The sequence below is a fragment of the Streptomyces sp. SCA2-17 genome (assembly GCF_044336695.1).
This window is the reverse complement of the sequence record NZ_CP117521.1, coordinates 7,045,089-7,064,695: the sequence shown is the minus strand read 5'-3', so window position 1 is coordinate 7,064,695 and position 19,607 is coordinate 7,045,089. Positions and strand designations below refer to the sequence as shown.

The window sequence follows — 19,607 nt, the reverse complement described above, 5'->3', positions numbered from 1 at the left end:
CGCAAGCGTACCCGCCACCGGTCTATCAACGATCAGGACACCTCAGCCTGGTCATCCACGTCTTCCACCGCCCGGGGCCGGTTCCGAGCCCACCGTTTAAGATCCGAGACCCGGTACAACAGCTCGACGCCCTTCTTCCCGGCCGATGCGGGAAAATCGGGATCGTTGGCCCGGGCCCACCGCAGCGTCGTCAAGGTGATGTCCGGCAGGTGCTTCAGCTGCGCCTGCCTCAGTCCGAGCAGTTCGTCGGCCGGCTCCTGCGGAGCCGCCGGAGACGCATCCTCGGCCTCGGTGGACGCTGCGGGGGCAGCGGGAGCGGCAGGAAGGCACTCGCCGCCGGGCACCGGGGCAGAGACCTGAATATCGCTGGGTATGACGGGCGGCGCGGCACGGAGCGGGGGGACGGGCGGGGCCGGAGCGGGACCGGCGGGCAGGGCCAAAGCCGTGCCGGCCGCGGGGCCGGTCGGGTGGGCCGGGCTGGCCGGTGCGGCGGGCGTCTTCTGCAGCGTGACCGCTGGGGTGCCGGCGGTGCCCATGGCCCAGGCGTGGGCTTCGGCGTGGGTCATGAAGAGGACTTGGGTTTCGTGGGCGGCGCCGCCGAGGACGACCTGGGCGCGGCCGGTGTGGGTGGTGCTCTTGGGAGCGGGGGTGATTTCGGGGGCGAGCATGCGCCAGGCGTTCTGGCTGTAGCGGGCGAGGATGCGGGTGTAGAAGTTCTCGCGCATTTCGGGTCCGCCGAGGGCGCGGGCGGTGGCGGACTGAGCGACGAGGAGGACGTGGAGGCGGACCTGGCGACCCATGAAGAGGATCTCGGCCAGGGCATCGATGGCAGGGGAGGTCTTCGGATCGTCCTTTTGCCGGGTCTTCTCCCAGTAGCGGGCCAGTTGCCTCATGGTGGCGTTGACCTCTTCGAGGAGGATCGCCAGCCTTGGCCCCACCGCGGTCGGGTCAGTGTCCTCGCCAAGCTGCTCGGCCAGGTACGTACGGCGCCGACCCTCGACGCCGAGCTGGATCAGGGCATCGTGGATCTCGGCGATATCCCGGCAGTACATCACTCCTGGCACGCCCCGGGCCCAGGGGTGAGAAATGCGCTTGTAGTCCAGGACGAAGGCCTGGGCGCCGTTGCGGATCAGCTGGGCGGCGATCGTGCGCAGGATGACGGACTTGCCACCGCCGGTGCCGGCGGAGACCAGGACATGCGGGGATTCGGCGTCCAGGTCGACTGAGATCCGCTTGCCGGAGCTGCCCATGCCGATCAGCGGGGCCGGCTCCGGCATCCGGGCGACCAGCTCGCGCACCTGCGCATCGCGGAAGAGCAGCCGCTTGGGGGGCCGTTGCGCTTTCTTCACCAGCACGTAGGGTTCCTTGCCGGCGGGGCGCCAGGAGAAGGAGACGCCTTCCAGGGCGAGCTTCTTCACGATCAGCGACGCTACGATCTCTTCGTTGAACCGCAGGTTCACCGGCAGGTTGATGCGGATCTCGGCGTCGTCGTCGGAGAAGCGCAGTGGCACGTGCAGGTAGGTGCGGGGGTCGGTCTGCTCCGGGATGCCCAGTGGTCCGGCGAGCGCCTGGTGCAGGGGCTCGACCCACTCGCGCATGAGCTCCCGCCGCTCCCGGCCAAGAACGGCGTACGCGAGCCCGCCAATCGCCGCTGCCCCGCCTGCGCCGGGGCCACCGTACTGGAGCGCCTGCAGAGTGGCGTCGGCTTCCTGCCAGTAGCCGTACCCCGCACCGCCAGCCGCGCCCAGCACAGACAGACGGACGGCCAGGCGCTGCCAGCCCGCCCGGAACGACCGCCGCGGCACCGGCCCCTCCGTCCCCGGCAAGAACCGGCGGCCCGGCTTGAAGAACGTGGCATCGGTGCGGTGGATGCCGTCCACGTCCCGGCCCGACAGCAGACGGCCCACGCCCAGGCCCAGCGTCCCGGCAAACTCCTCTATCTGACGGTTGACTTCATCTCGCGACATATCTACGCCTTTCGATCCCCTCGCCCCGGTTTCCGGGAATGGTCAGCAGACCGTACGGCGAGCGGCCTGTGGACAATGGACGGCTTCGAGACGGCAGGCGAAACCTCGCCTGTGGACAACAAGGGCGGGCTCGCCGGACGGCAGGACGTGCCACACGCCAGCGCCCTTTCTGACCGTTCTGCGATCAATTGCGTGGCCATCTTCACGATGTGCCGCCCTGCCGGACAAGAGAAGTGGCGCACCAGGCGCGCACCTCGCGCGCCCGACCGGCCTCGCCGAGGAGTTCGAGCACCTGCAGGACGTCGGCGCACATCGACGCTCCCGTGCCCGGATCCGTACGGGCCATCTCCCGCCATGCGACGTGCGCATTGCGGGCGTAGCGGGCGGTGTCCTCGTACGGCAGGGCGCCGGCGTGGTGACGGCGGGTGGCGGTGTGGAGGAGGAACTGGGCCGTCTCGTGCCCGTGGGGCTGCTGGCGCAGAGTGAGCCAGGCACGCAGGGTCAGGATGTTGACGGTGTGGGGGTGGAGGGGGCCGAACTCCTGGGTGAGGGCGGTTTCGAGGGTGACCGCGGCGACGGTGGCGGTGATGAGGTCGCCCGTGCGGTCGGCGGCGGTGAGGTGCTCGAACAGCGGCCCATGGTGCGCGGGGAGGGGCTGCTGCCAGCCGGACGCAGAGGTGGTGCCTGGCTGGACGTGTGGTGGGGCAGCGGGGTGGGGGGTGTCGAGGGTGGTGACGGTTCCGTCAGTGTCGACGATCAGGGGCCAGACGGTGCCGTCGGGTTCCTTGGCGGTGACGCGAACGGGCCGACCGTGCAGGGCCGCCTTGACCCGGATCTCGGCCAGGGCTGTCACGCGCGGCTCCTGGCCGGGTACGGCGTGGACCGGTTCGCCGTCGAGCGTGGCCTTGCCGGAGGAGAAGACGGTGATCGTGTAAGCGGGGGTGGCCGGTAGGTGGGCGGGGTCGCTGACGGGCATGGTACTCATCCCTTTCTTGGCTATCCGCCGTTGGGGAAGTAGGGCGGCGCCCAGCCCTCGTAGGTCGCCCGCCACTTGGCCTCGATCTCGGTGGCCGGCACGACATCGATGTATCCCGAGCGTTTGATGTCATTGCTGGCGATCACCCCGTTGCCGAGGTAGACGGCGACGTGTCCGGCGACCTTGCCGGTGTCCCAGAACATCAACGCGCCCGGGGGCGGGTTGCGGTCCTTGTCGTGCTTCATCGCCCCCGGCATCTCGCGGTAGTGCTGAATGGCGTACTGGGTGCCGGAGAAGTTCCAGCCATAGGCGCGGGCCACGAACGCCAGGCACATCGCATACCAGTCTTGGCCTCCCGTCTCGGACTCGTGCCGGGCCCACATGATGGCCGCCTCAGTGGATCGGGGGTTCTTCACGTCGGCCGGCCAGTTCGCGGCACCGTCGTGGAACGCCTCCCCCGGCTTTCCCGGCGTCGACGAGTCGGGGTAGCAGTTCTCGGCGTTGGCCGGGCGCCCCGGGGCCGACTCGGAGGGCTGCTCGCTCCCGGTCGCGCTTCCGGCCCGGTTGAGATCGATCTTGGCGCCCTGGGCGATCTGCCGGGCCGTGTCCTCGTGCACGGCGTAGAGGCTGCCGTCGGCGGAGCGTTGCACTGCCTGGGCGGCCTGGGCGTAGGGCATGGATTCCCAGCCTTTGATGTCGGTCAGTCCGGGTGGGTCGCCCTTGTCGCCTCCGAAGAAGAACATTTTCGCGGCGTATTCGACGTTCATGATCTGTTCCTTAGTGCCCCATCCGGTGGAGGGACGCTGCTGGAAGACTCCGATGGAGTCGCGGTCGCCGTGGTTGAGGTTGAGGAGCTGGGATTCCTGCAAGGCCGTCATCAGAGCAATGAGGGTGGCGCGGCCGGGCAGGCCGTTATTCTTCGCCACGCGGTCGATGATCTCGGCGTTCTCCGTCTGCTTCTGCCGCAGGTTCCCTGACGGGTCCCCGGCGCCGATGTTGTTGCCGCTGCGGTCGATGTCGGCCTCCGCGCCCGGCTTCCCTTGGTCGCCGCAGCCGTTGTCCCGTGCGTTGGCGCTTCCGCCGAGCATCCCGACGATGCTCATGAAGAAGACGAACGGCAGGAACAGCGCCCCGGCGGCTGCGGCGAGCTTGAGTATCAGCCCCCGGCCGGCCGCGCCCGCGGCGAGCCTGATGACGTCCTGAGCCTCCATCTACAGCCCCAGCACGCGGGTGATCTGCCACTTTCCCTCGCCGCTGAGCATCACCTCAGTGCGCAGGGTGCGGGTTTCGGTGTAGTCGGTGTAGCCGTGGACCTTGATCTCGGCCGCGGCGTTGCGCCACACCCGCAGCGGGTTGTCCGGCGGGAGATCCCCGCCGGCCGGAGTGATCTTGACGTCGGTGACGGTGGCGATGCCGCCGCGGCTGACGAGGACGTCCCACGCCGGATCCGTGTGGTGCAGGAGATTATCGGTCAGCGCGGATGAGGCCCACGGCGCCGCCCGGCGTACGGGTCCCTCGTGCGTCTCGTCCACGGGCGGGTTACGGGTGAGGTACTGGCGTACCCACTGATCGACCACCGACTCCGCCTGACGCACATCAGGACTGGAGTTCTCAGACAGCGAGGCCGGCGGCGACGGTGGCGCTGAGGGCTTAGGCGCGGCGAGTGCCGCCGAGGGCATTCCCGGCGGAGCACTCTGCGGGGCGAAGTGCGACGGGGCCGGGCGGGCGAAAGTCTCCGGGCCGGTGCTGGTGTCGCTGCTGCTGCCTGACCACCACTTCACCCCGAGGCCCACCAGCAGGAGCAGCACGACCAGGAGGAGGGCGCCGCCCGCGGTGACCGGCTCCTTCTGCCTTTCCTCGCGTATCCACTCCTGCCTACGCTCCCGATCACGCCGCCGGTACGCCTTACGAGCACGTCGGCGCTGCCGGAGCGTGCCGTCCTTCGCCTCGTCGGGGTAGTCGTAGCGGGCTTTGAGCAGTTCGCGCCATTCCTGGGCGCTGCTGGGCTTGCGTTCCTGGTCCTTGTCGTCGTTCTTGGTCACCGGGTGGCCTTCTTTCGGGTCGCCTTCGGTGCCGGGCGCGTGTAGCCGGCGGGCCGGGGCGGGGAGGCCGGTCGGTGCGGCGGGCGGTGTGTGACGCTCTTGATCACCTTGTGCTGAATGATCTTCGGTGTCGGCTCACCGGCCCGGGGCGGGGACCGGAACGCAAACCGCGGCGCCACATCGTCGATCTCCGGGCGCAGCAGCGGCGAGGGGCGGCCCGGCGGCAGCAGAACCGGGGCCTGTACGGGCGGCGGGGTGGGGGTGTCCTTGTCGCTGGCGGTGAGCTGCGGCATGCTCCGCTGCCCAGGCGTGCCGAGCGCAGCACCGGGGGTTTCCTCGGATTCCGTGTTGACTGACGGCAATTCCGGGCGGGGCCGGCGGATGCCGACTTCAAGAGGCCGACGGGTTGATGCGGTGACGGTGAGGGCGGGGTCGTCGACCCCGCTGGGGGTCCGGGTGATCGTCACTGACAGCCCGGGGTCCGGATCACTCGTCAGAGCCCTGTTGGTGTCCGGCTCGGCCGGAGGCAGCGGCCTGCGGATACGGTGCGAGGGCAGAGGCGGAGGCACCGGACGACGCGGGACCCCGGACCGCAGAGGGCCGGTTCCGCCTCCGGGAAGCCGGGGCGACGGCTTGATCGGCAGGTCGCTGTCGTCATCGCTGCCGCCGCTGCTGCTGTTCCGGTCGCGGGCCGGACGCCGCCCACGGCGCTTGAAGCGGCGGCCGATGAACCGGGCAGCCTTCGAAGCCCCCTTGGCCGCCAGCAGCCCCATGATTGCGCCACCGGCGCCCATACCGCCGCTGACACCGACGATCGAGTCAAGAAGCCTGCGAAAACGCAGAGCGACAAGGGCGGCCGCAATGCTCAGGCCCGCCGAGGGCAGCCACCCAATGGTGGGGATCAGACTGGTGACCGTGGTGTTCACGATCAGCGTGCAGCCCAGGACGAGAGTCGCGATGCACGACTGAAGCGTGAAGCCGACCAGCTGATCGAACCAGCGAATGCCCCACTGCCGAGGCCGACCGGGAATCACCCACATGCAGGCAAACAGCACCCCCGCGACCAGCAGCATCAACGCGCCCAGCAAGGAAGCGAGGGAGGTGAAGGCCAGCATCACGACCACGGCACCGAAGACGATCACAGAGATCAGCGCAGGCACCACGACCATGGTCTGACCGATCGGGTTATGCCCCTGCGCCCACCCCCGGGAATCCGCCCCGATCCCGGTCACCTTGTTCTTGATGTATTTCGACCGTTTGTCCTTGCTGATGCCCTCGTCGAGGATCTTCTTGCCGTGCTTCTCGCACGCCTCCAAGCTGCCGAACTGCGCCACGCACCACGGGCCAGCCACGTAGGAGCGCCAGAACGCGTCCGTGGCCTTGCGGATCGTGGTCTTCTTCTCATCGCTGCCGTACTTCGGCTTGTGGCCCATGTCGAATGGGAAGTCCTGGTTGCCCTCACCGAGACCGTTCGCGGTGGCGTTCATCGCGATGTTCGCACCGAGCTGACGCCCGGTGTCCACCGTGCTCACCCACGTCCCCGGACTCACCAGCAGCGACACCGCCAGGAGGCCGGAGGTGAACACCCACGCGATCTGATTCAGCCCCGAGCCGCGGGCACCTTTGTGCTTCATGAAGGCGATGAGGCCGCCGACCGCGAGAGCGGCGGGCAGCAGCGTGGCGGTCAGGCCTTTCGACGCGCCGCTGATCGCGGCCGTCAGCGGCTTCTCCAGCTCGGGAATCGTGATCGTCTGGAACAGCCACTGAATCAACACCGCGACGGCTGCCCCGACAGCCGCGGTCAGCGCCATGCAGATCTGAGGAATGATCTCGGCGGCAGGATCGAGCACATCGAAGGAGCCGTAATCGGTATCGAGGTGCCACATCAGAGGGTTGGCCCACGTCTCGTACATGGTGCCCTCGTTCGCGCCGACCGACTTGTCCGGCGACGGCAGCAGGGCACCTATTCCTGCCGGATCGATGTCCCCCGCGTGGGCAACACCGGCCAGCACCACCAGCGTGGTGTAGGCGCCCAGCAGCGGAATGACCACGGTCCGCAGACGCGGCAGCCGGTACCGAAACGGCACCCGCGCGCTCACCTCCGCATCTCCTTCGCCAGCGTGGCCCGCATGAACTCGGCCGTCACCTCACCCCGCAACGCATCCTCAACCTGCTCCACAAGCCACTGACCGTCCTGCTGCACCAGGCGCAGTGCCCACCGCGAAAGCTCGTTCTCCCTGTTGTGGAGGTAGTTGAAGGAGAGAATCACTCCCTGGCCCGCAGGATGGTTGCCGATCGCCGGTACCTCGCCCGTCACCTCGACCTTTACCGGTCCGGTGGGAGCGTGCTCCGGTTCCGAGGCGCTCGACGGGGACGGGGTGGCGTGAGTCGGCGGCGGCGCATCGTACGTTTCCTCTTTCTTCGTGCATTCCTCGACGCTGCCCTCCCGCAGAGAGGGGGCGCGAAGCTCACAGGCCCGCCGCCACTGCCGGGCATTGACCGCGTCCTGATACGCAACCGCCGCCTTCATCACCGCTGCCTCCGGACCACCCGCCACATCCGGCTTACTGTCCGAGCTCTCCGACGAGCAGCCGGCGGACACTGCGACGACCGCCAACATGACCCCAAGCGCAAGCGTTCTTCTCCTCATGCGGGCACCTCTTCCTTGGCCAGGCTCGGCCCGGCCGCATCGTCGGGGCGGGGGGTGGTGCTCAGCAGTTCCAGGAGTTCCACCGAGGGCACGTCCCACTGCACGGTTGCCGCGGAGAACCGCCGGTCGCGGATGATGGAGTGACCGTGGCGGATCTCCCCGTCCCGCTCAACACCCACCGCCCGGATCAAGGCGCGGGCGTGAGGGCCGACGGGGAGGCCGAGGAGCTGGGCGAGGGCATCCTGCTGGGACGCGGTCGTCAGCTGGAAGCCCACCACCGTGGTGAGCTGCTCGACCACGCCGGTGAGCAGGGCGAGCGAGTCCGGGTCCTGCGTGTCGATCACCAGGGCCGTGGACAGGGCGCGGCCGACGCGGGCGATGTAGTTCAGGAACGAGGAACCCTCGCGGGTGGCGGTCAGGACGTGTACCTCGGGGACCGCGACGACCTTGCGCAGGCCGCGCAGGTCTTTGCGGCCGGCGGTGGTGATGCCGTAGGCGAGGAGAGAATGCATCAGGGCGACCGAGAGACGCTGTGAGACGCCCCAGTCCTCTCGCGAGTCGTCGACGCCGGGCAGGGTCAGGCCGGGGATCTGCATGACCCAGATGCCCGGATCGGGCTGGAGTGGGACCGCGCCGGTCGGCCGGCCCATGAACGGTGCGCCGATTCCGGTGAGGGAGAGTTCGTAGAGTGCTTCGCCGGTCTCGCGGGCGAGCTCGTCGTCGGGGCTCGCGCGGAGTTTCTCCACCACCTTCCACGTCGCCGGTTCGCCCTCGGCGATCACCGCGTTCGTGGCCTGCTGGATGGGGGTCTCGGCGCCACGGGCACGAAGGTGCGGTGGCACGGCAATGCCCAGCTGGGCCGGGACCTCGATCTGCGCCCGCTCAGCACCGTCAGCGGTGAGGAGGTGGAAGAGGTCGGCGACGCCGGCGAACTTCGTGCCGGTTTCAACGAGGTGGGCGTTCAGGCCGTAGCGGCGGCCGGCTGCCACGACTCCGCCGAGGTCGCCCTTGAAGTCGAGGGCGAGGACGAACGCACCGCGGAACGCGGCGTCGAGGAGGGACAGCATCATCGACGTCGTCTTGCCGCGACCCGAGCGGCCGATGAAGGCCGTGGTGGTGGCGTCGCCGCGTTCGGAGCCGGCGGTGACGTCGTTGCGGAAGACGCCCGGCGTGGAGCCGGTGAGGTAGCCCGCGATCGGGCCCTCGTCGTCACCGACCTTTGCGCCGCCCCACCACCAGGACCCAGCGAGAGCGGCGACCTCGCGTATGTGGCCGAGGTCGGCGACGCGGAGCCGGTCGCCGGGTTGAGCTTCGAGCCACAGCTCCCGCTGCTCCTCCTCCGCCACGGCAACCTCGATGCCGAAGCCGCCGTAGTGCGTGACGACTGCGTCGATGCGGGCGCGCAGGTCTTCGAGGGAGGCGGTGCTGGTGACGATGAGGCGGGGGTGGTCCTCGACGAGGGTGACATCCTCGCGCTTCATCTCGCGCGCGAGCTCCGCCATGGCGTCCTCGGTCTCCTCCACATCCCGGCCGGCTTCCTCGGCGGAGTGCTTGGCTGCGGACTGGCGTTGTTCCTTCGCCAGTCGGCGGGCGTCTTCCACGCGCTTGAGGGCGTCCTTTTTGGGCAGCACTTTGAACCGCACCGACGGCTCGGGGCTGACCGGGAGCTCGAAGGGCGTGTCGTCATCGACGTCCTGGTCGAGGTCGTCGGAGAGCTCGGGCATGTAGGTGATCTCCGAGACCACCCGTAGCCACTCCCCCGCCCCCGGCGTGTCCATCTGCTCCGGGAACCCGGACATCACTAGGACGGACACCCAAGCCGTGGGCCGTCCGTCAACGTCGAGGACACGTAGGTGATCGGGGAAGGGGAGGATCCGGCCGCGGGTGAGCTGGGCGAGCTTCGCGCCCGTGATGCCCGCCGTGGTGGGCGCGGGCAGCGGGGCCTCGCGGCGCTGTTCGCGGGCGATCATCCAGGACAGCATGTCCACCGTCGCCGGCTGCGCCCGCCACGGGGTGGGCTCCAGGCGCCGCGCCATGCGGCGGACCATGGCGTCGAGGCGGCCGAGCTCGCGTCGGCTGATCGCGGTCGAGCCGATGCCGAGGGTGTCCTGAGCGGTACGGCCCGCGGCTTTCGCCTGGCCGGTGCGCTCGGTGATGCGGATACCGAGCATCAGGTGCCGGGCGGGCAAAGCGAGGCTGTCGAGCCGCTGGACCTTCAAAGCCGCCCACTCGCGGTAGTGACCCGCGGAGAAGAGAGTTTCGGCTTCCTCCTGGTACTCCTCGGCGTGCAGCGGGGCCCAGAGAACGCGGAGGTGGCACTCGTAGCCGGCCAGGGTCCGAGCGAGAGCGCTGGCGGCCTGGTCCTGCTCGGCATCACGCGCCGGCTCCGACATCAGATCGGTGTTCGAGGAGTCCAGCACGAACCACGCTTCGGCATGGGTGTCGGTGACGATCAGACCGTCCGCGATGGCGACGTACTGCGGCGGGCGCGCGGAGCGGTCCCCGCCCATGCCGAAGAACGTGCCCAGACGCTGCGCGAGCCTCATGCCGCATCTCCCTTCGTGCGTGCCTTGAACAACTCGTCCGGGCCGTACAGCCGCGGCCGCGCATCCAGCTCCAACGGAGCGCCGGCCAGAGCCTCGGACCTTCCTCGGCCCGCGGCGAAGAGTGCTTCGGAGCGCCCGCCGGTGACGTCCGCCGCGGTGTCGGCCCGCGCCCCCCAGCGGGCACGGCGAGGAATCCACTCACTGCGGGCGGCCGCCCGGCGGCCGCCACAGATGATCGGCCGGTGCCCCAGGGTGAGGTAGCGCAGGACGATCACCCACTGCGTGATGTTCAGACGCCGATCAAAACGACGGGAGCGCTGCATCCCCACCCAGGTGGTCAGCAGAGGCGGCAGGAAGTACAGGGTGAAGGAGTAGATGCCCGGCAGCCCGAGGAGCAGGATCATTCCGCCGCTCCACACTCCGAAGAGCACCATGCCGATCACCAGCGCCCGGCGCGGTGCACCTTCTCCGAGGTCGATGCCCAGGAGTTCGTGCTGGCGGGTGTCGAGGTCAAAGTGGCGGGTGTAGGTGGTCCCGGTGCGCATCAGGACCCTATGACCTTCTGCCAGATACCCTTCAGCAGGTCCACGGTGGCGTCGGGGAACCACACGAAGCCGACGACCAGAACGGCGGCGGCGCACATCGTGATCATCTCGCCCCAGTCCTTCTTCATGAAGGAACCCACCATGCGCGCGGCCAAGACCGCGATGAACAAGTTCCCGGCGACCACCAGGACCCACTTCTTCAGGCCGTCACCGGTGACTACTGGTGCGGCCAGCGTGATCCATTCCATGTCTTCCCTTCCCTGCGGTGTCATGCGGTGCCGCCGTGCACGTCAGACACCTGCCAGCGCTGCGCATCAGCGCTCGAAACACGAGTGAGCTCCACCCGATACGTCTGCTCCACCACCCCGCCCGCCGTCTCCCACGAGACCCGGGCCGTGCCCATGCGGTGATCGCCACTGCCCTGGTCCACAGCCCAGGAGCCCACTGCCTTAAGGGCCATACCGGCTGGCAGGGGCGGAATCGTTTTGCCAGGCGCGGCGACGGTGTCGGTCTCACCGGTGGCGTAGGCGCGGAAAAACTTCTCGACCACAGACTGCGTGGCGACGCTGAGATCCTGGTCAGTCTCCGGGACAGGCAGATCCGGCAGGCCCGGCGCGCTCGCGGGAATACCCACGATGCCCGGCTGACCGGTCACCACGATCCGCCCCCGGACCGCCACGACCGGGACATCGAGGCCGACCCAGTGATCCGGGGTCTCCTTGACGCCCTTCTTCTCGTCCGCCTTGGCACCGCGCAGGAGAACCTCGACGCGTACGCGCGCCTGATCCCGGGCCATGACGCTCACAGTCCCCGGCTGGACGTCCAAGACCTCCTGCTGACCGTGCCCGTCCCACCCTATCGCGGCATCCGTACCGCCAGGCATGTCCGCGGCCAGCATCCGCGCACGATCCGCGGCACGGGCCTCATCCCACGTCAGGTAAGCACGCGCCCAGCGAGCGGCAACCGCCTGCGCCTGGTCAGTGGGAAAGGACGGGCCGGTCTTGACAGGATCAGGGGCCGAAGCGCCGTGCTCCGGCGGGGAGATCCAGGTGCGTATGCCGGTGACTGCGGCCAGACCGATCACCACCCACAACACACCCCGCCCGAACCGCCGGGCGAACACCGCGCCCGACTTCTCTGGCGCCGGTATGGCCCAGGGCGTCGGCGGGCTCTGCAGAGACGGCCTTGGTGCCGCAGCCCTCTCGAGTGCCTGTAATCGCCGCGCAGCCTCCACCCATGGATTCGGCGAGCCAACTGTCGACGGCGGTTGCCCCTCGATGGGGCTGGATAACTCCGCGCTGCGATCCCCCTGTCTCTCGCGTGAGCGCGGCTCGGGTAAGTTCAACACGATCCGGGCGAGCTTCCCGAATAACGGCAACGCCACAACCTCCCCCCATGAAACGTCAGTTGAACCTGATGCCTGCGGGAACTACCGGGACATCGAACAGTAAGTCGACGCACACGCTCCGTCAAAGACCTTTCCCGCGTGTCGCGCCGGCCCGCGCCGCCCCAGCCTCACTCAAGCGCGAGGGAACGGCTTGCCGTGCGCCATCCCAGAACACCTCCTGCAGCATTCACAGTCGAGAATCCTGTCGCCCACGCCTCCCGTCACCACTCCCGATTGACCCGTGAAGCGGTCAGCCTCACCGCCCTGCTCGCCACTCAAGATTTCGACGAGGCGACCCTGCCGGAGCAGCTCGCGGTCAGGCAGGCACCGTTGCCGACCGCCCTGGGCAAGGGGCTCGACCTCCTCTGCGACCTGGCTGCCATCGTGATCGACAGCCTCAGGGACGCGGTCAGCACCCTCGTCGACGACGCCCTGGCGGGAGCCTTTCAGAACGCCCACTTGCGCGCCCTGCGTAGCTGCCTCGAGGCCATGGCGCTGCCCCGCCAGCGCAAATCCCCAGCCGACGTGTCGCGACCAGCGGCCGGCGCACGGCGGGGGACGCTGGCCAGGGCGAGACCGGCGACCGGACACTCGGCCTCCGCCGCACCGGTCAGCCACTCACGGCCGACCTCGACGAACTGGTCGAACTCGCGCGGCCGCTCTTCGCGAGGACGAGACACCCACCGTGACACCGTCCGCTGGACCATTCGTGCGGCCGGCCACCGCGTCAGCCACGAGCGGCTCGCCCGGGTTATAGAAGCTATGCGCCAACCATCAGCAGAACCAACCGCATCAGTCCCCAGCGGCCGTTCGGAGGCCCTCACAGATCGACGCACTACTGGAGCGAATACGGCCGGCGGAGGCAGGGGCGGAGGCGGGCCTGTCCCCGCCTCCGGACAGCTCCAGAGAGCCAGTCCCCGCGCGGGCAATGAGAATCACCCCGACACGGATATCGAAGCACCCCGATCCCAGCCGCCCTCTCCCGGGCGGTCCGCTGGACCAGAGATCACAGTCCGCATCAGGCGGCCGACGCCTCAGCCCGAAGCGCAGCAAGCTATCGCAGAACCATTTGCTTCCGCGACCCAGCTGAGACTGAGCAAGTTGGAATCTTGGGTACTCCCCTAAGGGGAGCGTCCAAACCGCCTCCGCCCCTGGGATGGCAAAGGCGGGCCAGTGTAGGGGCACCGGCCAAGCGGTAGCGGCCGCTTCGCGCCGCAGGGGAGCTGCGGCGGCACATCGCCGCATGCACCGGCAGTTCACCGGAACACAGTGGTCACTCCCCCACCCGCTGGGGAGTGACCACTTCCGTGCTGCATGATCAGACGATGCGTCGCTTGGCGTGAATCTCGCCGACGAACAACGCCCAGGCCGTGCCGGTGAAGGTGATGGACGGCCCGCTCTTCCTCTTCGAGTCCCGGACCGGGACGAGGCCGGGGAGGTCGTCCGAGACTTCGACGCACTCGGTTCCGTTGCCGCTGTGGCTGGACTTGCGCCAGGTCAGTTCAGTGGTATTCGCAGCGTGCATGGTGCTCCTCACGTGCCTTGCGGATCAGTTCAGTTGATGCCTGCGGGGACAAGACGTCCAGGTCCAGATGGTCGTAGAAGGACCTGTATACCTCCACTTCCCTCGGCGCCTCCAAGAAAGCGCCGTTGAGGCCGCTCTCCCAGTACACTGCCTCGTTTTTCCCCGGTCGGGACAGCAGCAGGAGCGCTCCGATGGAGATCACTCCGCCGGGCATGCCTCTGTCGTAGGGCAGGACGCGGAACGTGACGCGAGGGCGCGTGGCGAGGTCCAGCAGGTGAGTCAGCTGCGCGCACATGACGTCGTGGCTGCCCACGACCCGGTAGAGCGCCGCCTCGTCCAGGATGCTCCAGAACCATACGGGGTCATCGCGGTCGAGGATGATCTTGCGCTCCATCCGTGCCTCGACCTTGTCTTCGATGTCGCCGCCGAACAGTGGTGCAGCGGACGTGATGATCGCTCGTGCATAGTCCTCGGTCTGAGTCACGCCGGGGACGATGTTCGCGAAGTGCTGGATGCGGGTCGCTTCCGCTTCGGCGACAAGGTAAGCGTGGGACCACACCGGATACGTGGCTTGCGTGTGGAGGTCTTTGCGGACGTGGTGCCACATCGCGGCCACTTCCCCGTCCCCGCCCACGGCATCGTCGAGGAGCTTGCCGGCTTCGGCGCTGGGGACCTCCTTGCCCAGCTCGATTCCGGCGATCATGGCTTGCGAGAGCGGGATCAACGCCCCGAGAGCGGCCTGCGTCAACCCCTTGGCCTTGCGGCGGTTGCGAAGCATCTTCCCGGCGAGTGATGCGAGGTCTCGTAATGGGTCAAGTTCCCTTGGTGCAGGCATCGTTGCCCTCCCTGAGATATCAGCGCGTCAACTGATATACGGCCTCAAACGTCGATACCGCAAGCCTGGCGACCCCGCTGGAAGCGGTCCTACGGTGGGTGACCTGGCCGGGTCCTCGAAGACTCCGATGCCAGGGCCCGGCCTGCCCTGCGCGTGGTAGGCCGCCGTGTCCCGAGGCGATGAGTAGCGGCAGCCTGCCACGTCGCCAAGACTCTCACCCTTCGTGGAGATCCCATGCCCGCGTTCCCTGGCGCCGCCATACCCGGCCCCGCCCCCAGGCTGACGTTGCAGCAGCGCCTGCACGCTTCCGTGAAACCGCCCGTGAACCCGTCCGAGTGCTGCCCGGGGGCGGCGTTCGTGGCGGCGCACGGTGATCCGACGACCTGGTCGGGGGAAACCTGCGACGCCTACCTCGACCTCGTCCACGCTGAGGGCCTGCGGTGACCGCCCCTGTTCATGACCGCGCCTTCGACGAAGCGGCGGTCAGGGCCGCAATCCGCCGGGCGCTGGACCGCTTGCCACTCGCTGACACCGTGGACAACCTCGTAGGCGCCTTGTGCTGGCACACCGAGCGTCTGCTCCCGGTGGTCGAGGCGAAGGACTGGGCCGCGCACGGGCAGGGCGACCTCGTCGCCGTGATCGTGGACGAGGTGCGCAAGAAGCTCGCCGCTCGCCTCACGACCGGCACTGTCACGGCCGCCCGCGCCGTCTACGCTCAGGAGCTCGCCCGTACCTGCCGCGCACTCCTCGGCCTGGCCCTCGCCGAACCCGGCGAGGAAGAACGGCTGCGAGGGAGCGCGTGATGAAGGGCCGGCACGCTCGCGACGACGCCCCGATCGACTTGTCGCACCCAGCGCGCATAGTGCTCGCACTCCTCGCGCTCGGGCCAGCCGCACCCGGGGCAAACCTTGGCTCGCCGTGGGTGAGGTCAGCGATCAGAGTGCGCAGGCCGTGGGGCAGCAGCGTCACCTCGCCGGCGCCCATGTCACCGGTCGCCTTCGGGACGAAGGCCTTACGGCAGTCCTGGGGCGGCATCGAAGCGGTACTCGTAGCCGATGACGTGCCGGTACGGCAAGCACCACTCCCCGTACTCGATGCTCCCCGCGTCATCCCACAGTCGGTGGGATCCGGCGAGTATCGGGGTGCCGGTTTTCAGCCCGAGGAAGTCGGCCTCGCGCGCGTGCATGACGTCGCGCCCCTCGACAAGGCGGCGGCCGGTCGCTTCGACGATGCGGGGCAACAGCCCCAGGGCCTTGCTGGCTGCGGTGGAGAGAAGGTCGGGGACAGAGACTGCGAACTCGGCCGGGTACCAGGTGACCGCAAGCACGAGCCGCTGCTGGCCCCGGCCAGTGCGCCACTGGCGGCGTACGACCTGGTCCCCTTCGTCGAGGTCGACGATATCGGCGACGTACAGCGGCGGGACGACGAGCTGAGCTTCGGTAACGATGACGCTCTCGTCGGCGCCGTCGCCGAGGACGCTACCGGTCCGCAGGGCGCGGGTGATGCGGTCGTAACCGGAAGATCCGGCCTTGGGCCCGTTGGAGATGTAGGTTCCGCGCTGGCTGATGCGGATATAGCCCTCGACCTGGAGCTGTCCGAGGGCCTTTTGCAGGGGGCGCCGGCGACTCCGTGTTCGGCGGCAAGAGTGCGGTGGTGGGGGGAGCTTGGTGCCCTTGGGCAGTTCGCCGTCGAGGATGCGGCGGCGGGACTCGGCCGCGAGGCGCATGTACGGGTGGCCCTCAGTCAGGTCTGCGGTTTCCGGAACAGTATTCACGGTGGCGGCTCCCAAGTGCGATGTGGCCTAGGGCAAGCACCCTTGCGACCCAGCCACACGCTAAGTGCAGGGCTGATCACGCGTGCCTGGAAGGACTCGCGCCTGTGAGCCACCACGCACGCTCCCGCCCCCGCCGACGGCCCCGCAAGCCCGTCAACCTCTTCGGAACCATCACGGCTTGGGCCTACGGCATCGGCACCGTCGGCTGTCTCGGCCTGGCAGTGCATCAGCAGAACGCCCACGAGCCCCTGCACGTGCCGTCCGGGATCTCGCTGCCGGACGTCACGCAGGAGTGACACCCGCGGCGACGTGACCACGAGCACCTGGCCGACTCACGTGCTTCACATCACCTGTCATGGCGGCGGGAGGCCCGCTGCCTCTGGAGGAAGCCATGGAAGTACCACTGACCTTTGCTCCACTCGTCCCCCGGGGCGACACCGACTGGACGGCTCTTCGCGTCTACGCAGCCCTGCGTGGCCAGGTCCGCGTCTCGTTAGGGCCGCAGTGCAACATCGGCTGCTTCTTCTGCCACAACGAGGGCGACGTCCCACCAGAGCTGGCCCGGCGCGACGCGTCCATGCAGCCGCGGCCCCGTTCGCTGTGCGCCGAGCACTACATCACAGTCATCACCGCGCTCATGAAAGCCGGGCTCAAGCGGGTCTACTTCACCGGTGGCGAACCGCTCACCTCGCCCCTGGCCAAGCCGGTCCTGCAGCAGCTTCCGGCCCCGGACCCTGACGCCTCGTACACGCTGATCACCAACGGCACCCGTGTCCGCGCCAACCAGAAGTGGCTGGCAGACACGCACCTGGACAAGGTGAAGGTCTCACTGCACTACTTCTCCGACGAAACCTTCCGGTCCATCGCCCGGACCCGGCAGGGGATCGCATCGGTGCTCGACGGCATTGACGCCGCCCGCGAGATCTTCGACCGGGTGGAGCTGAACTGCCTTCTGCTCAGGGACAACGCCCACGAGATCCGCTCGATCCTGGACTTCGCCCTGAACCGGCGGATGCCCGTGCAGTTCATCGAGCTGGTCGGCACCGACTTCAACGAGGACCACGCGGAGTCGGCCGTCTCAGCTGACAGCGTCGTGGCCTACTTACGGACCCTGACCGGCCAGGAGCACATCGAGGTCGCCGGGGTCGGCCAGGGACGGCGCGTCTTCCTGGTCGATGGCATCGAGGTCGACGTGATCCACCGCGACCTGGGCCGCTACCACGTCGGCCAGTGCGGCACCTGCCCTCTGCGGCCCAAGTGCGTCGAGGGGTTCTGGGCCCTGCGCGTGGACCACGACGGAGGCCTCCAGCCTTGTCTGCTCCGTCAGGACCTCCGCATGGATCTCAACGATCACCTGGCCGCCCCGGACCAGCTGGCCGCCGCCGTCGCCGGACACATCGCCGCCTTCACCGAGGGGACACTATGAGCCTGCCGCCCGCGTACGCGCCCGTCCCGTACGACCGCGCGCGAGGAGCCTTCACCGTGTTCGAGGGACTGTCCGGCGTCGGGAAGACCACGATCGCCGAAGCCATCGCGGTCCGGCAGGCTGCCGGGAACCTGCACACCCTCCCGTTCCCGCACTCCGACTGGTCGCCGCTGATCAACAAGCAGCTGCGACCCCTGCCTCAGTTCGCGTTCTACCTCTCCGGGCTCCTGCACGCCTCCGACACGATTCGCAAGTACCGCCGGCACGGCCCCGTCGTCGCCGACCGGTACGTCTCCTCCGTGGCCGCCTGTCATGCCGCCGTCCACGGCATCCCCCTGAATGAGATCACGCGGCTCCTGGAGCCCTACCAGCCCTACCTGGAGACCCCGCACCAGACGTTCTACCTGCGATGCAATGAGGAGGAGCTGCGACGGCGCCTCGCGGCCAAGGAAAGGCACGGCAAGCTCACCGCCGACGACTCCGAACTGTTCACCGTCCCCGGCCGCCTCACGCGGCTCGTGGCCAACTTCGACGCGGTCGCCGAAGCGGATCCCACCGCCATCATCGTGGACACCGACGGCAAGGATCCCGACAAGCTCGCCGACTGGATCACCGAACGCATGGAGGCCCGGCATGCTTAACCCGATCGACACCGAGAAGGTGATCCGCGACGGCGCCGCCTGCGGCCAGTACCCGGGCGACATCCACGAAGGCGTCGGCTGGTGGATCGGCGCCTGCCTCGTCGTCACCACCCACGCGACCCGCATCGCCGTCGCCCACGACGGCAGGGCCACCAGCGCCCTGTTCTACCGCCGCCTGTGCCGGGGCGCGATGAACGCCCAGCACTACGCGTGCACCGTCATGGACCTGCACGTAGCCGACGAGCACGAGCTGCTGGCCGCGATAATGGACCTGGGCGGAGTCCCCGGCGCCCTTATCACCACCATGCCCCACGCAGGCACCGAGACCGTACGCATCGCCCTCTACGGCCACCAGGGCGAACCCCTCGGCGAGGATGAGGGCCTGGCCCGCATCCGGCAGATGATCGCCGACGATCACGTGCCCATCCCCGTCAACCACCAGGCCCGGGGCCACGTCAAGGACTACGTCCCGCCGGAAGGAGCCAGCCAGTGATCAACGCCGCCGAGATCATCACCACCGGTACGAACATCCTGTTCGTTACGCTCGACTCCCTGAGGTACGACGTCGCCTGCACCGCCTACGACATGGGCCGCATGCCGCACCTGGCCAATCTCCTGCCCCGTGGCGGATGGGAGCGACGGCACACCCCCGGGTCGTTCACGCTCCCGGCGCACATGGCGTTCTTCTCCGGGTTCCTGCCCAAACTCCCGAGGCCCGAGCAGCCGCCCCGTCTGTGGGAGTGCCGGCCGCCCGCGTTCAAGGCGGTGCCGCCCGAGACATTCATGTTCGACGCCCCCAACCTCCTGGCCGGGCTCGAACAGCACAGCTACCGCACGGTGTGCGTCGGCGGCGTCACGTACTTCTCCCGCGAGACCCCACTCGGCAGCGTGCTGCCCGAGCTGTTCGACGAAGACTACTGGCGGCCGGAGTTCTGCTCGCCCGAGCCCGACTCCACCCGCTACCAGGTGGACCATGCCCTCGAGGTCGCCGACAAGCACTCGGACCGACCGCTGTTCCTGTTCCTCAACGTCTCCGCCACCCACGTCCCCCACGGCCACTACCTCGGCCAGAGCACCGACACCGTGAAGTCCCAGCGGGCCGCCCTCGCCTACGCCGACGAACACCTCGGCCGACTGATCACCAACCTCACGGCCAACCGCCCCTGGCTGGTCATCATGTGCGCCGACCACGGCGACGCCTACGGAGACGACGGCTACCAGGGCCGTGGCATCGCCCACCCTGTCGTGATGAATGTTCCGTATGCGGCCACGGTGCTCTGAGCGCCGCCGCTA

20 protein-coding genes are annotated in these 19,607 nt (G+C 68.7%); 7 read left to right on the top strand and 13 right to left on the bottom strand.

The annotated features are described in order from the left end of the window. Positions 1–32: 32 nt before the first annotated feature. The 12 genes from PS271_RS31185 to PS271_RS31130 all read right to left on the bottom strand — a co-directional run bounded on the left by PS271_RS31185 (position 33) and on the right by PS271_RS31130 (position 14,416). Positions 33–1,967, bottom strand: coding sequence for a helicase HerA domain-containing protein (locus PS271_RS31185; RefSeq protein ID WP_398386563.1), 1,935 nt, complete (start codon positions 1,965–1,967; stop codon positions 33–35). Positions 1,968–2,169: 202 nt separating this feature from the next. Beyond that, the gene (locus tag PS271_RS31180; protein WP_398386562.1) at positions 2,170–2,943 is read right to left on the bottom strand and encodes a hypothetical protein; all 774 of its coding nucleotides are present in this window, start codon (positions 2,941–2,943) and stop codon (positions 2,170–2,172) included. 20 nt (positions 2,944–2,963) lie between these two features. Further along, the gene (locus PS271_RS31175; RefSeq protein ID WP_398386560.1) at positions 2,964–4,154 is read right to left on the bottom strand and encodes a peptidase M23; all 1,191 of its coding nucleotides are present in this window, start codon (positions 4,152–4,154) and stop codon (positions 2,964–2,966) included. Then, positions 4,155–4,985, bottom strand: coding sequence for a hypothetical protein (locus tag PS271_RS31170; RefSeq protein ID WP_398386558.1), 831 nt, complete (start codon positions 4,983–4,985; stop codon positions 4,155–4,157). It lies immediately after the preceding gene. After that, positions 4,982–7,084 carry a TrbL/VirB6 family protein gene (locus tag PS271_RS31165; RefSeq protein WP_398386556.1) on the bottom strand — a complete coding sequence of 701 codons (2,103 nt, stop codon included), beginning with the start codon at positions 7,082–7,084 and terminating at the stop codon, positions 4,982–4,984. Before PS271_RS31165 ends, PS271_RS31170 begins: the two co-directional genes overlap by 4 nt. Beyond that, the gene (locus PS271_RS31160; RefSeq protein ID WP_398386554.1) at positions 7,081–7,635 is read right to left on the bottom strand and encodes a hypothetical protein; all 555 of its coding nucleotides are present in this window, start codon (positions 7,633–7,635) and stop codon (positions 7,081–7,083) included. Before PS271_RS31160 ends, PS271_RS31165 begins: the two co-directional genes overlap by 4 nt. Then, positions 7,632–10,181: an ATP-binding protein gene (locus tag PS271_RS31155; protein ID WP_398386553.1), complete on the bottom strand. Its 2,550-nt coding sequence runs from the start codon at positions 10,179–10,181 to the stop codon at positions 7,632–7,634. Before PS271_RS31155 ends, PS271_RS31160 begins: the two co-directional genes overlap by 4 nt. Then, positions 10,178–10,726 carry a hypothetical protein gene (locus tag PS271_RS31150; protein WP_398386551.1) on the bottom strand — a complete coding sequence of 183 codons (549 nt, stop codon included), beginning with the start codon at positions 10,724–10,726 and terminating at the stop codon, positions 10,178–10,180. Before PS271_RS31150 ends, PS271_RS31155 begins: the two co-directional genes overlap by 4 nt. Further along, the gene (locus tag PS271_RS31145) at positions 10,726–10,974 is read right to left on the bottom strand and encodes a TcpD family membrane protein (protein WP_398386549.1); all 249 of its coding nucleotides are present in this window, start codon (positions 10,972–10,974) and stop codon (positions 10,726–10,728) included. The genes PS271_RS31150 and PS271_RS31145 overlap by 1 nt, the downstream gene beginning before the upstream one ends. A gap of 20 nt (positions 10,975–10,994) precedes the next feature. Further along, entirely contained in the window at positions 10,995–11,813 is an 819-nt protein-coding gene (locus PS271_RS31140) for a conjugal transfer protein (protein WP_398386547.1), read from the bottom strand. A 1,618-nt stretch (positions 11,814–13,431) separates the two neighbouring features. After that, positions 13,432–13,638, bottom strand: coding sequence for a DUF397 domain-containing protein (locus PS271_RS31135; RefSeq protein WP_398386545.1), 207 nt, complete (start codon positions 13,636–13,638; stop codon positions 13,432–13,434). Then, positions 13,616–14,416 (bottom strand): helix-turn-helix domain-containing protein, encoded by an 801-nt coding sequence (locus tag PS271_RS31130; RefSeq protein ID WP_398386543.1) that lies wholly within the window; start codon positions 14,414–14,416, stop codon positions 13,616–13,618. The genes PS271_RS31135 and PS271_RS31130 overlap by 23 nt, the downstream gene beginning before the upstream one ends. Positions 14,417–14,707: 291 nt before the next feature. Between PS271_RS31130 and PS271_RS31125 the strand changes: the two genes are divergently transcribed. Beyond that, the gene (locus tag PS271_RS31125; RefSeq protein WP_398386541.1) at positions 14,708–14,917 is read left to right on the top strand and encodes a hypothetical protein; all 210 of its coding nucleotides are present in this window, start codon (positions 14,708–14,710) and stop codon (positions 14,915–14,917) included. Then, positions 14,914–15,276 carry a DUF6415 family natural product biosynthesis protein gene (locus PS271_RS31120; protein ID WP_398386540.1) on the top strand — a complete coding sequence of 121 codons (363 nt, stop codon included), beginning with the start codon at positions 14,914–14,916 and terminating at the stop codon, positions 15,274–15,276. The genes PS271_RS31125 and PS271_RS31120 overlap by 4 nt, the downstream gene beginning before the upstream one ends. A 209-nt stretch (positions 15,277–15,485) precedes the next feature. On the opposite strand, the gene PS271_RS31115 is transcribed toward PS271_RS31120, so the two are convergent. Next, positions 15,486–16,247 carry a GntR family transcriptional regulator gene (locus PS271_RS31115; RefSeq protein ID WP_398386538.1) on the bottom strand — a complete coding sequence of 254 codons (762 nt, stop codon included), beginning with the start codon at positions 16,245–16,247 and terminating at the stop codon, positions 15,486–15,488. A gap of 104 nt (positions 16,248–16,351) precedes the next feature. Between PS271_RS31115 and PS271_RS31110 the strand changes: the two genes are divergently transcribed. The 5 genes from PS271_RS31110 (at position 16,352) to PS271_RS31090 (ending at position 19,595) form a co-directional block, all read left to right on the top strand. After that, positions 16,352–16,543 carry a hypothetical protein gene (locus tag PS271_RS31110; protein WP_398386536.1) on the top strand — a complete coding sequence of 64 codons (192 nt, stop codon included), beginning with the start codon at positions 16,352–16,354 and terminating at the stop codon, positions 16,541–16,543. A gap of 95 nt (positions 16,544–16,638) precedes the next feature. Continuing rightward, complete coding sequence (locus PS271_RS31105; protein ID WP_398386535.1) at positions 16,639–17,673, top strand: radical SAM protein; 1,035 nt, start codon at positions 16,639–16,641, stop codon at positions 17,671–17,673. After that, on the top strand, positions 17,670–18,314 hold the full coding sequence (locus PS271_RS31100) for a dTMP kinase (RefSeq protein WP_398386534.1): 645 nt from the start codon (positions 17,670–17,672) through the stop codon (positions 18,312–18,314). The genes PS271_RS31105 and PS271_RS31100 overlap by 4 nt, the downstream gene beginning before the upstream one ends. Next, the gene (locus PS271_RS31095; protein WP_398386532.1) at positions 18,307–18,807 is read left to right on the top strand and encodes a hypothetical protein; all 501 of its coding nucleotides are present in this window, start codon (positions 18,307–18,309) and stop codon (positions 18,805–18,807) included. The genes PS271_RS31100 and PS271_RS31095 overlap by 8 nt, the downstream gene beginning before the upstream one ends. Beyond that, on the top strand, positions 18,804–19,595 hold the full coding sequence (locus tag PS271_RS31090) for an STM4013/SEN3800 family hydrolase (protein WP_398386530.1): 792 nt from the start codon (positions 18,804–18,806) through the stop codon (positions 19,593–19,595). The genes PS271_RS31095 and PS271_RS31090 overlap by 4 nt, the downstream gene beginning before the upstream one ends. The last annotated feature ends 12 nt before the right edge of the window (positions 19,596–19,607 follow it).